This window comes from Pseudomonas sp. Cab53, assembly GCF_018325965.1.
Lineage (GTDB): Bacteria > Pseudomonadota > Gammaproteobacteria > Pseudomonadales > Pseudomonadaceae > Aquipseudomonas > Aquipseudomonas chlororaphis_E.
Genome location: NZ_AP021902.1, coordinates 5328192 through 5340530 on the forward strand (window position 1 = coordinate 5328192; position 12339 = coordinate 5340530).

The 12339-nt window shown below is 61.8% G+C and carries 12 protein-coding genes; 5 read left to right on the forward strand and 7 right to left on the reverse strand.

The genetic code is table 11. The features are described 5' to 3' along the window. The first annotated feature begins 124 nt into the window (after positions 1 to 124). On the forward strand, positions 125 to 481 hold the full coding sequence (locus KI241_RS23360) for a PilZ domain-containing protein (RefSeq protein WP_047736299.1): 357 nt from the start codon (positions 125 to 127) through the stop codon (positions 479 to 481). Between the two features lie 50 nt (positions 482 to 531). Here the strand turns inward: KI241_RS23360 and radA are convergent, their stop codons facing one another. The 3 genes from radA to katB form a co-directional block, all read right to left on the reverse strand. Further along, positions 532 to 1899: a DNA repair protein RadA gene (gene radA, locus KI241_RS23365; protein WP_047736300.1), complete on the reverse strand. Its 1368-nt coding sequence runs from the start codon at positions 1897 to 1899 to the stop codon at positions 532 to 534. A gap of 43 nt (positions 1900 to 1942) precedes the next feature. Continuing rightward, entirely contained in the window at positions 1943 to 2491 is a 549-nt protein-coding gene (locus KI241_RS23370) for an ankyrin repeat domain-containing protein (RefSeq protein ID WP_042730944.1), read from the reverse strand. A 96-nt stretch (positions 2492 to 2587) separates the two neighbouring features. Continuing rightward, on the reverse strand, positions 2588 to 4129 hold the full coding sequence (gene katB, locus KI241_RS23375; RefSeq protein ID WP_212803047.1) for a catalase KatB: 1542 nt from the start codon (positions 4127 to 4129) through the stop codon (positions 2588 to 2590). A 279-nt stretch (positions 4130 to 4408) separates the two neighbouring features. Between katB and mscL the strand changes: the two genes are divergently transcribed. Next, entirely contained in the window at positions 4409 to 4822 is a 414-nt protein-coding gene (gene mscL, locus KI241_RS23380) for a large-conductance mechanosensitive channel protein MscL (RefSeq protein ID WP_042730946.1), read from the forward strand. 117 nt (positions 4823 to 4939) lie between these two features. Here the strand turns inward: mscL and KI241_RS23385 are convergent, their stop codons facing one another. After that, positions 4940 to 5716 (reverse strand): ferredoxin--NADP reductase, encoded by a 777-nt coding sequence (locus KI241_RS23385; RefSeq protein ID WP_212803048.1) that lies wholly within the window; start codon positions 5714 to 5716, stop codon positions 4940 to 4942. Positions 5717 to 5979: 263 nt separating this feature from the next. On the opposite strand from KI241_RS23385, the gene KI241_RS23390 reads away from it, so the two are divergent. Both KI241_RS23390 and KI241_RS23395 read left to right on the forward strand, forming a co-directional pair. Next, on the forward strand, positions 5980 to 6720 hold the full coding sequence (locus KI241_RS23390) for an autoinducer binding domain-containing protein (RefSeq protein WP_234407976.1): 741 nt from the start codon (positions 5980 to 5982) through the stop codon (positions 6718 to 6720). 181 nt (positions 6721 to 6901) lie between these two features. After that, complete coding sequence (locus KI241_RS23395; protein ID WP_042730948.1) at positions 6902 to 8026, forward strand: methyltransferase; 1125 nt, start codon at positions 6902 to 6904, stop codon at positions 8024 to 8026. A 13-nt stretch (positions 8027 to 8039) separates the two neighbouring features. Here the strand turns inward: KI241_RS23395 and KI241_RS23400 are convergent, their stop codons facing one another. From KI241_RS23400 to KI241_RS23410, 3 genes are read right to left on the reverse strand one after another with little or no spacing between them, the layout of a single operon-like run. Further along, on the reverse strand, positions 8040 to 8210 hold the full coding sequence (locus KI241_RS23400; RefSeq protein WP_080922111.1) for a DUF2474 domain-containing protein: 171 nt from the start codon (positions 8208 to 8210) through the stop codon (positions 8040 to 8042). Positions 8211 to 8224: 14 nt separating this feature from the next. Next, positions 8225 to 9232: a cytochrome d ubiquinol oxidase subunit II gene (gene cydB, locus KI241_RS23405; protein ID WP_042730950.1), complete on the reverse strand. Its 1008-nt coding sequence runs from the start codon at positions 9230 to 9232 to the stop codon at positions 8225 to 8227. A gap of 3 nt (positions 9233 to 9235) precedes the next feature. Beyond that, positions 9236 to 10675: a cytochrome ubiquinol oxidase subunit I gene (locus KI241_RS23410; protein WP_042730951.1), complete on the reverse strand. Its 1440-nt coding sequence runs from the start codon at positions 10673 to 10675 to the stop codon at positions 9236 to 9238. A 401-nt stretch (positions 10676 to 11076) separates the two neighbouring features. Here KI241_RS23410 and KI241_RS23415 point away from each other — a divergent pair, with 401 nt between their 5' ends. Beyond that, complete coding sequence (locus tag KI241_RS23415) at positions 11077 to 12315, forward strand: MFS transporter (RefSeq protein ID WP_042730952.1); 1239 nt, start codon at positions 11077 to 11079, stop codon at positions 12313 to 12315. Positions 12316 to 12339 lie beyond the last annotated feature (24 nt).

Sequence of the window (12339 nt, forward strand, 5' to 3'; positions counted from 1 at the left end):
GCTACCGGAGTTTAGCGCTAACCCGAACAAAGGCCATACCCGACATTCGTCTGCCGCCGGCCGAACGGTGATGAAGACGCGCAGGTTGGGTCTATAGTCAGTGAATCTTCAAAGAGGATGGGTCATGAGCGAACGCCGCCGCTTCGTACGAATCGAGTTTCACGCCAGGACGGAACTGAGCCAGGGCCCCTTTATCTGGCCAGTGGAGTTGCTGGACCTGTCCCTCAAGGGCCTGCTGATCAAAAAACCCGAGCCCTGGCTCGGCAACCCGGAAGAACCCTTCGTGGCCGATGTCCACCTGAGCAATGAGGTGGAGGTGCGCATGGAAGTTCGATTGGCCCACGACGACCATGGCCACCTGGGTTTTGTCTGCGAACACATCGACCTGGATTCGATCGCCCACCTGCGGCGCCTGGTGGAGCTGAACCTGGCCGACCATGACGAACTGGAGCGGGAGTTGGCGGCATTGATCCAGGTCTGAGCCCGCGCCACAGATTCATTTGCTCAAATGGGCACTGCAAAAGCCTGGGCTTATTCGAACAACGAATCCAACGCCTGCTCCAGGCGTGTCACGGCAATAATCTGCAACCCTGCCGGGGCTTCCTTCGGGGCGTTGCCCTTGGGCACGATGGCGCGCTTGAAGCCGTGCTTGGCCGCCTCCTTGAGTCGCTCCTGCCCGCTGGGCACCGGCCGGACTTCACCCGACAACCCCACTTCACCGAATACCAGCAGGTCGTGGGGCAGCGGTCGATTGCGCAGGCTCGACATGACCGCCGCCATCAAGGCCAGGTCGGAGGCGGTTTCCAGCACCTTTACCCCGCCCACCACGTTGAGGAAGACATCCTGGTCATGGGTCGGGATCCCCCCGTGCCGGTGCAGCACGGCCAGCAGCATGGCCAGTCGGTTCTGATCCAGGCCCAGAGTCACGCGGCGCGGATTGGCCAGGTGGCTGTCGTCCACCAGCGCCTGCACTTCGACCAACATCGGGCGCGTCCCCTCCCAGGTCGCCATGACCACGCTGCCCGGCACTTCTTCCTGAGCACGGGTCAGGAAGATGGCCGACGGGTTGGAGACCTCCTTCAGGCCCCGGTCGGTCATGCCGAACACTCCCAGCTCATTGACCGCGCCAAAACGGTTCTTCACCGCCCGCAGCAAACGCAGGCGGCCATCGGACTCGCCTTCGAAATACAGCACGGTATCGACCATGTGCTCCAGCACTCGCGGTCCCGCCAGCGCGCCTTCCTTGGTGACGTGGCCCACCAGGAAAATCGCCGTGCCGCTCTGTTTCGCGTAGCGCACCAGCAGCGCCGCGCTTTCGCGCACCTGGGACACGCCGCCCGGCGCCGATTGCAGTTGTTCGGTGAAGATCGTCTGGATCGAGTCGATCACCATCACCTTGGGTTTTTCCAGGCGCGCCGTGGCGATGATGGTTTCGATGCAGGTCTCGGTCATGACCCGCAACTGATCCTGGGGCAAGCCCAGGCGCCGGGCACGCATGGCGACCTGTTGCTGGGATTCCTCGCCGGTGACGTACAGCGCCGGCATGCGCGTGGCGATGTTGCACAGGGTCTGCAGCAGGATGGTGGACTTGCCGATGCCCGGGTCGCCCCCGATCAGCACCACCGAGCCGTCCACCAGGCCGCCTCCCAGCACCCGATCCAATTCCCCGGAGGCCGTGGAGAAACGCGGGATTTCTTCGACACTGACTTCGGCCAGGGTCTTGATCTGGGCCTGCTGGCCGGCCCACCCCGTACGCCCGGCAGGCGCCGCCGCACCGCCGCTCTCCACCATGGTTTCAGTCAGGGTGTTCCAGGCTCCGCACTCACCGCACTGGCCGGCCCATTTGGGAAAGGTCGAACCGCACTCGGTGCAGCCGTACATGCGCTTTGCCTTGGCCATCTGAACTCCGGGGTAAAAATCGCGATGATAGCTCAGGCGAGCATCAGCGCGGGGCCGGCATTCTGATTTCACCGCGGGCCAGGTCCGTCGCGCTATTGCCCAGCGGGTCCCGGGCTTGCAGGTCGGCGCCCTTGGCCTTCAAGGCCTCCAACAGTTCATCGCGCTTGAACAGGCCGGCGTACATCGCTGCGGTCTGCCCCGCGCCATTGCGTTGGTCGGGGCTGCAATCGGTGGACAGCAGGCGCCGGGCGATCTGCACTTCGCCCTTGAAGATGGCGCCCATCAGCGCGGTGTTGCCGCGCTTGTCCTGGGCGCAGGCATCGGCCCCGGCGGCCAGCAGCCGCTCCACCGCCGGCCCTTGGCCGTGGTAGGCCGCGAGGATCAGCGCGGTGTAGCCCTTTTCGTCCTGGGTATCGAGCGCGTAGCCGGCGTCGATGAAGGCATCGAGCATGGGCACGTCGCCCCGGCGGGCGGCGTCGAAGTAATAGGTTTGCAACTCGGCCTGCACGGCCGCCGGGTCGGTGGGCAGGGGCTCATCGGCCAGTGCGGCGAGTGAGCAGGTGGCGAGCAGTGAACACAGGAAATAGCGCATCGTCATGTCTCCTTCTGACACAAGAGCGTGGGAACAAAGCCCGCTCGCGAGCCAGTGGCTGCATCACGGGCTTGCTCCCACTCGTCATGTGCCTGATCAGTCAGCCAGCTTTTCCGCCAGCGCCTTGACCCGGGCCAGGTCGCCTTTGGCGACACGGGCCACGCCGGTGCCGTACTCAGGGTCTGCCTTGTAGAGGAACGACAGGATGATGTGCTTGCTCTCGTCGTCGGTGGTGGCCAGGGACCCACCGAAATTCTCGATCAGGTCGTTGCGTTCCTTCTGGTTGAACGAGCGGTACAGGTCACCGGCCTGCTTGAAGTTCTGCTCGCGCTGGATCTTCGCCTGCTGGGTGCTGCCCGTCAGCACCGTCTGGCTGTAGCGCGCCGCAGGTTGTTCGTCCCGAGGCGTCAGGCGGCTCGGCTGGTAGTTCACGCCGGTGCTGGTGCTACCAGGGTTCATGGCACCGTCCTGGTTGCCGTTGTTCACCGCCACCTTGGGTGCGTTGATCGGCAATTGCAGGGCGTTGGCGCCTATGCGGTACATCTGTGTATCGGCGTAGGAGAACACCCGCCCCTGGAGCAGGCGGTCTTCCGAAGGCTCGATGCCCGGGACGAGGTTGGCCGGCGCCATCGCCACTTGTTCGGTTTCCTGGAAGACGTTCGCCGGGTTGCGGTTCAAGACCATCTGCCCGACCTTGCGCTCAGGCACACCGGGCCAGATCTTGGTGGCGTCCAGTGGGTCGAAGTCAAACTTGGCCAGGTCTTCCGGCTTCAGCACTTGGACATACAAGTCCCACTTTGGAAAATCGCCTTTATTGATGTGAGTGACCAAGTCATTGGTCATATGGCTGTAATCCTGACCTTGAACTTTCACGACTTCTTTCGGATCGAGATTTTTCAACCCCTGCAAACTTTTCCAATGAAACTTGACGTAATGAACTTCGCCTTTGGCATTGATCAGTTTGTAGGCGTGCACGCCATTACCGTCCATTTCACGATAACTGGCCGGTGTCCCGGAGTTGGAATACAACTCGGTCAGGGTGCGGGTGGATTCTGGAACATGAGAGAAGAAATCGAAGCGACGTGAATCGTCGTCCAGGTTGGTCCGTGGGTCGGGCTTGAACGCGTGGACCATGTCGGGAAATTTGATGGCATCGCGAATGAAAAAGGTCGGGAAGTTGTTGCCCACCAGGTCCCAGTTACCGTCCGCCGTGTAGAACTTGGTGGCGAAACCACGGGGGTCGCGCAGGGTTTCCGGAGAATGATTGCCATGGACCACCGCCGAGAAACGCACGAACACCGGCGTGACCTGGCCGCCGGCAAAGACCTTGGCCTTGGTCAGGTCGCTGAGGTCATCGGAGACCGTGAAGGTGCCATGGGCCCCGGTGCCCCGGGCATGCACCACGCGTTCCGGGATGCGTTCGCGGTCGAAGCGCTGGAGCTTCTGGATCAACTGCACGTCTTGCAACAGGGTCGGCCCGTTGGGGCCAGCGGTTTGCGAGTTCTGGTTGTCACCGACCGCCGCGCCATTATCACGGGTCAGGGTGGCGGCATTGACGGACAAGGACAGCAGGCTGGCGGTCAGCGCAAAAAACGCGCGACGGTGGGAAAAAGCCCCGCGGCCAAGTGAGGTATTCATAGGCGTGTTCCTCTGATGTTGTAGAGCGCATCCAGGTGCGCCTGTCAGAGGCTAGTGCCCGAAAAACCAAAACCTAAATAGAAATCCCGTACCGCTTCGATAGAAAAAACGTTGTGGGGAATCGGTTTCAAACCACGTATCACGCGCGATTGGTGGCACTTTGTAAACTTTTGACCTGGGGCCGGGTCGATAACTAAGCTTCTAAGCAGGCGTTTGCGCAAGACACGCCAGGCTGATTTACACTGCCACTCACCCCTCACCTGCCACAAGGAATAACACATGGGCGTGCTAAGCGAGTTCAAGGCCTTCGCGGTCAAAGGCAATGTCGTCGACATGGCCGTCGGGATCATCATCGGTGCCGCCTTCGGCAAAATCGTGTCGTCATTCGTTGGCGATGTGATCATGCCGCCCATCGGCATGCTGATCGGCGGGGTGGATTTCAGCGACCTGGCCATTACCCTCAAGGCCGCCCAAGGTGACGCGCCGGCGGTGGTATTGGCCTACGGCAAATTCATCCAGAGTGTCATCGACTTCATCATTGTCGCGTTCGCCATCTTCATGGGCGTCAAGGCCATCAACCGCCTCAAGCGCGAAGAAGCCGTGGCCCCGAGCGCGCCTTCTGTCCCGAGCAAGGAAGAGCTGCTGCTGAGCGAGATTCGCGACCTGCTCAAGGCGCAGAACGAGAGGCCTTGAGCAGTCTTTTTCCTATAGGAGCGGGCTTGCGCGTGAAAGCGTGGGTCAGTTTGCGGTGATGTCGACTGTGCCGACGTCGTCGCGCAAGCCCGCTCCCACGGGTTTCATGTCGGGCCTCTACCAGTAATTCTCCACCGCCACCTGGCCGGGTCGGCGGGTAAGGCTCAACTGCAGGCCCCTGGCCTTGAGCAACTGGCGCGTGTCGTCGATCATCTGTGGGTTGCCGCAGAGCATCACGCGCGAATGCTCCGGCGTCAGTGCCACCTCCGCCGCCCGCTCCAGCTCGCCATTCTCGATCAACGTGGTAATACGCCCATTGAGCGCGCCCGGATGCTGCTCGCGGGTGACGGTGGGGATGAAACGAAACTTGTGCGCGTACTCGGCCAGGTATTCACGCCGGGGCAACGCTTCGATCAGGTCCTGATACGCCAGCTCCCGCGCTTCACGCACGCTGTACACCAAGATGATGCGTTCGAATTTCTCCCAGGCCTCGAAATCCTGGAGGATCGAAATGAACGGGGCCACGCCCGTCCCCGTGGACAGCAGCCACAAGTCGCGGCCATCGGCGAAGCGGTCCAGGGTCAGGTAGCCAAACGCCTGGCGATCCACCAGCAACGTGTCGCCCGGCTGCAACCGGCTGAGCTCGCTGGTGAACTCGCCATTGGGCACCACGATGGAAAAGAATTCGAGGAACTCATCGAACGGCGAAGACACCATGGAGTAGGCCCGCCAGACGGTACTGCCGTCCGCCTTGGTCACGCCCAACCGGGCGAACTGACCGGCGCGGAAGCGAAAGCCGCGATCTCGCGTCGTACGCAAGGTAAACAAATGAGGGGTCAATGTCTGGACATCGAGCAGGGTCTGGCGGGTGAACTTCTCTGCACTGTCGCTCATGCGTCACTCCAATGGAACCAGTGCACAGTGTCCCGCAAATGGACAATCGCCACCACCGTCGCGACGCAATGGCAATTTAATAGCTATGTAGCCGCACCAGCCGCGAACACTTCGTAAACTTGTACAAAGTTACAAACGCTGTAAAAACAACCGACTAGGAAGTTTACTTTTTAAACACCTCACACTGTCAGTAAACTAAAAAAATTCCACTGCAAATCAGGAATAGTCCTACACTGAAATTTCGCATCATGGATTGGATCCGCATGGACGAATCAACCCAGGAGAAAGCGATGGACAATTGGAAGGACTCGCAGCTGAGAAAACTGTCCTGTGAAAAAGACCTGCAGGCGGCCTATCGTCTGGTCCTGAATTTCTTTAACAATCAGGGGTTTGAATATTGTGCGTTCGCCAGCTATCACGGCAGCCCCGATAAGCACACCAACAAGGTCAACCTTAATAACTACCCTTATGGCTGGGACCGGTTCTATGAGCAAAACGGCTATGCCTCGCAGGATCCGTTAGTAGCACATTGCAATCAATCAATGATCCCCATTCTCTGGAGTGAAACAGTCTTTGCCAAAGCGCCGAAGTTATGGCGCGAACTTAATCGACAGGGACTCAAGTACGGCTGGACCCAGGCCGTCCATGATGAACAGGGCACCCATTGCAGCCTGTTCAGCCTGGCCAGGTCTCATTACCCCATCGATATCGACGAGCATTACGGCAACCTCGGTTATGCGATTTTCGCCAGCCAACGGCTGCACGCCCTGGCCAGCAAGAAGTTATCCGACACTGTCACCAGCAAGCCGAGCGTTCACCTGTCACCCAGGGAGATCGAAGTGTTGAAGTGGTCCGCCGAAGGCAAGACAGCATCGGAAGTGGGCAGGATCCTTTGCCTTTCCGAACGCACCGTGAATTTCCACGTGTGCAGTTGCATGCGCAAACTGAATGTCAGCAACAAGATTTCCGCCGTCGCCAAGGCCGCCCACATTCACGTGATCTGACATGCCGTGTGACCTGACCGGCCAGGAAAAACCCGCGGGCAATACGAGGCAAAAAAACGTACCATTTACGGTTCCACTTGAATGATGCCGCTCCATCTGCGCGACGTAGTTCATTCAGGCGGTCCCGCCCAGACTCCTACCCCAGGCAGCGGGACATCCACCGATCTCCAGAGTCCCAGCCATGCCCCTGCTCGACAGCCCCTTCGCCCAGCTCGACCTGATCCGCCAGCCCGAACAGCAGAACGAACCGCTGCAAGCTTTTGACGCGGCCGACGAATACCTGCTCGCCCACCTGGCCGAACAACAGCCCACGGCGCAGACCCGGGTCCTGGTGCTCAATGACGGCTTCGGCGCACTGGCCGCCAGCCTGGCCGGCAAGGTGGCCGTGACCAGCAGCGGCGACTCATTCCTGGCCCTGCAGGCGCTGGAGAAAAACCTGGTGCGTAATGGCCGGCCCTTCGATGCGGTGCCGACAGTGCCCGCCAGCGAAGCGTTGACCGGCCCCTTCGACCGTGTGCTGATCAAGGTGCCGAAAACCCTGGCGCTGCTGGAAGAACAATTGATCCGTCTGCAAGGGCAACTGGCGCCCGGCGCCCAGGTGATTGCCGGGGCCATGATCAAGCACCTGCCCCGCGCCGCCGGCGACTTGCTGGAGCGCTACATCGGCCCGGTGCAAGCGTCCCTGGCGGTGAAAAAGGCCCGCCTGTTGATCGCCACGCCAGAAGCCAAGGCGCCGGTCGTGTCCCCCTACCCCACCCGCTACTGGCTCGACGAACCCCACATCGAGCTGCGCAATCACGCCAATGTGTTCTGCCGCGAAGGCCTGGACATCGGCACCCGCGCCTTCCTGCCGCACCTGCCGAAAAATCTCGGCACGGCCGAGGTCGCGGACCTGGGCTGCGGCAACGGCGTGCTGGCCATCGCCAGCGCCCTGCAAAACCCTGAGGCCCGCTACACGCTGGTGGATGAGTCGTACATGGCCGTGCAGTCGGCGGCCGAAAACTGGGCCGCCGCCCTGGGCGAGCGCGAGGTAAGGCTGCGCTCCGGCGACGGGCTTGCCGGGCAACCGGCGCAGTCGCTGGACGTGGTGCTGTGCAATCCGCCGTTCCACCAGCAGCAGGTCGTGGGGGATTTCCTCGCCTGGCGCATGTTCCAGCAGGCGCGCGAAGCCTTGGTCGTCGGCGGTGCCCTGTACATCGTCGGCAACCGACATTTGGGTTATCACAGCAAGCTGGCCCGGCTGTTCCGCGGCGTCGAGCAAGTGGCCGCGACGCCGAAGTTCGTCATCCTCAAGGCCCGCAAGTAACCACCACGGGAACTCAGTGGGTGGTCAGGCCGGCGGCGTTCATGAACATCCGCATCAGGCTGGCCACGATGAACAGCGCCAGCACGCTGCCGGCCCAGATCATCGCCAGCCAACCCAGCCGCTGCCACAAGGGCTTTCGCTCGGCCGCCTCGATGTCCTTCAAGTCAGGTTTGGCCATGTGCATGCCTCGCAGGTCGGTCAATGGTAGCCGTCGTCATGGGTCACCTTGCCGCGGAACACGTAGTAGCTCCAGAAGGTGTACACCAGGATCAACGGAATGATGAACAACGTGCCGACCAGCATGAAGCCCTGGCTCTGGGGCGGTGACGCGGCGTCCCAGATCGAGATGGACGGTGGCACGATGTTCGGCCACAAGCTGATGCCCAACCCGCTGTAGCCGAGGAAAATCAGCACCAGCGTCAGGATGAACGGCGTGTAGTGGGCGTTGCGGGCCACCGCGCGGAACAGCCCGTACATGGTCACCAGCACCAGGATCGGCACCGGCAGGAACCAGAACAGGTTCGGCAGGGTGAACCAGCGCGCGGCAATGTCGGCATGGGCCAGCGGTGTCCAGAGGCTGACAATGCCAATCACCGCCAGCACCACGAACGCCAGCGGCCTGGCCAGATCATGCATCTGCTCCTGCAACTTGCCTTCGGTCTTCATGATCAGCCAGGTACAACCGAGCAAGGCGTAGGCGGCGATCAAGGCCAGGCCGCAGAACACCGTGAACGGCGTGAACCAGTCCAGGGACCCGCCGGCGAACTGGCGATTGACCACTTCGAAGCCGTCGATGAACGCCCCCAGCGCCACGCCCTGGAAGAAGGTCGCCGTCAGCGAACCGCCGATGAAGGCCTTGTCCCACAGGTGCCGCTTATGTGCCTTGGCCTTGAAGCGGAACTCGAAGGCCACGCCCCGGAAGATCAGGCCGATGAGCATCAGGATCAATGGCAGGTACAGGGCCGACAACACCACCGAATAAGCCAGCGGAAACGCCCCGAACAGCCCTGCGCCGCCCAGCACCAGCCAGGTCTCGTTGCCGTCCCAGACCGGCGCAACGGTGTTCATCATGACGTCACGGTCGCGCTCGCCCTTGATGAAGGGGAAGAGAATGCCGATCCCCAGGTCGAAACCGTCCATGATCACGTACATCATGATGCCGAAGATGATGACCACGGCCCAGATCAGCGGAAGATCAATACCCATGGTTCAATTCTCCTTGTTCGCGCGGTCGTTGTGGTCCATGTCGTCGTCGCCTTCGTCGGCGGCCGACAAGGGTCGGGCCGGGGTGCGTTTCTGGCCTGGGCCACCGTCGCTCGGCTCGGCTTCGTGGGCCTCCGGCCCCTTGCGCACCAGGCGCATCATGTAGCTCAGCCCAGCGCCGAACAGCGCGAAATACACCACGACAAACAGCACCAGGGTGATGCTCATCTGCGCGACGCTGTGGCCGGATGAAGCATCGGCCGTGCGCATCAGGCCGTAGACGACCCACGGCTGGCGGCCGATTTCGGTGGTGAACCAGCCCGCCAGGATCGCGATCAACCCGGACGGCCCCATCCACAGCACCATGTGCAGGAAAGGCCGGGATTGGTAGATCCGGTCATTGCGGCGCAGCCACAAGCTGCACAGGCCGGTGAAGATCATCAGCAGGCCCAGGCCCACCATGACCCGGAACGACCAGAACACGATGGTCGAATTCGGACGATCCTCGGGTGGAAACTCCTTGAGGGCCGGCACCTGTTTGTCCAGGCTGTGGGTCAGGATCAAGCTGCCCAGGTAGGGAATTTCCACGGCAAAACGGGTTTTCTCCGCCTGCATGTCGGGCAGGCCGAACAGGATCAGCGGAGTCGGCTCGTTGCCGACGTTTTCCCAGTGGCCTTCAATGGCCGCGATCTTCGCCGGTTGGTGCTTGAGGGTGTTGAGGCCGTGGAAGTCGCCGATCACTGCCTGTATCGGCGCCACCAGCAAGGCCATCCACATCGCCATCGACAGCATCCGGCGGATCGCCGGGGTGTCACGGCCGCGCAGCAGGTGCCAGGCCGCCGAAGAGCCAACGAAGAACGCGGTAGCGACGAACGCCGCGGTCGACATGTGCAACAGGCGATAAGGGAATGAAGGGTTGAACACCACCGCCAGCCAGTCCACCGGGATCACTCGCCCGTCGACGATCTCGTAGCCCTGCGGGGTCTGCATCCAGCTGTTGGAGGACAGAATCCAGAACGTCGAGATCAGCGTGCCGATCGCCACCATGACCGTGGAAAAGAAGTGCAGGCCACGGCCGACGCGGTTCCAGCCGAACAGCATCACACCGAGGAAGCCGGCTTCGAGGAAGAACGCCGTGAGCACCTCGTAGGTCAGCAGCGGCCCGGTCACCGCCCCGGCGAAGTCGGAGAACCGGCTCCAGTTGGTGCCGAACTGATAGGCCATGACCAACCCGGACACCACGCCCATGCCGAAGTTGACGGCAAAGATCTTCGACCAGAAGTGGTACAGGTCACGGTAGGTGTCGTCTCGGGTCTTGAGCCACAGGCCTTCGAGCACCGCGAGGTAACTCGCCAGTCCGATGGTGATCGCCGGAAACAGGATATGGAACGAGATGGTGAACGCGAACTGGATTCGGGCGAGATCAAGCGCCTCCAAACCGAACATAAGTCTTCCTCTGTCAGGTAAAACCGGCTGCGGGCGGGGCTTGCATCACCGCCTCCAGGGATATGGAGTGCGATGCTTTTCAAATCGTTCTTTTTAAACCGTCACAACGCAGGATTCTGGCCGGATGGCCGCCAGCCCAGCACCCGGCAGGGTATTGATCTGGATCAAGCAATGATCAAAGAGTAGTCGCATTATGGCCGATGGACGGCGTGGTCTTTTGTCGCGTGACAGGTTGACTCAGCGACAATTGATAGCATCCGGCCGGGGCACCATCAGCCAACCGTGGCGAGGGAGGTGCTCTGGTCAAAATCGATGTTTGGCTAACTATTTTTCCCACCACCGCAACTTCCGGTTACAGCTCGGTGATAATCTCATTGCCTTCATCACCGGACCTCTTCCAGATGCCCAGCCAAGCGCCGCTGCTGCTCCGTCACCATCGTCCCTTCATTGCCTTCTGGCTGGCCCGGATCTTCACCGCCAGCGGCTTCCAGATGCTGACCGTGGCCATCGGCTGGAACCTCTATCAACTGACCGGCAATGTCCTGGACCTGGGGCTTGTGGGCCTGGTGGAATTCGCGCCGCGCGTGCTGTTCATGCTCCACACCGGGCACGTGGCCGACCGTTATGACCGGCGCAAGGTCGCGGCCCTCTGCCAGTCGTTGCAGGCGATGATCGCCCTGGCACTGGTGATCGGCAGCGCCACCGACAACGTCACGCGGGAGATGATTTTCATCCTCGCCTTCCTGCTCGGCGCCGCGCGCTCGTTCGAAATGCCGACCACCCAGGCACTGCTGCCAAGCATCGTGCCGGCCGCGCTGTTTCCACGGGCCGTGGCCGCCGCGCAATCGGCCCAGCAGTCGGCCACCATCGTCGCCCCGGCCCTCGGCGGCCTGCTTTATGCCTTCGGCAGCGTCTGGGTTTATGGGCCCACCGTGTTGCTCTACGTCATCGCCTGCTGCCTGATGCTCAATCTCCCGGCCCGGCAAACCCCGTTGAACAAAGGCAAGGCGACGATGGACTCGTTGCTGGCCGGGATTCGCTTCATCCGCAGCCGCCCGGATATCCTCGGGGCGATCTCCCTGGACCTGTTCGCGGTGTTGCTCGGCGGTGCGACGGCGCTGCTGCCGGTATTCGCCAAGGACATCCTGCTCACCGGTCCCTGGGGCCTTGGCCTGTTGCGTTCGGCGCCCGCGGTCGGGGCCTTGCTGATGTCGTTGTGGTTGGCGCGGTTCGCCGTGGAGCGCAAGGTCGGCCGGGTGATGTTCACCGCCGTGGGCGTGTTCGGTGTCGCCACCATTGCCTTCGGCCTTTCGACGTCGTTCTGGTTTTCCCTGGCGGTGCTGGTGGTGCTCGGCGCGGCGGACATGATCAGCATGGTGATCCGCGCCTCCTTCGTACAACTGGAAACCCCGGACGAAATGCGCGGCCGCGTCAGCGCGGTGAACGGGTTGTTCATCGGCGCCTCGAACCAGTTGGGCGAGTTCGAGTCCGGCCTCACTGCCCACTGGTTCGGCACGGTGCCGGCGGTGGTCATGGGCGGTGTCGGCACGCTGCTGGTGACCGGGGTCTGGATCAAGCTGTTCCCGACCCTGGCCCAGCGCGACCGGATGCACGAGCCGGTCGCCGAGGCGACACCCTAGGCTCTGTCTGAAAAGCCTTAATAC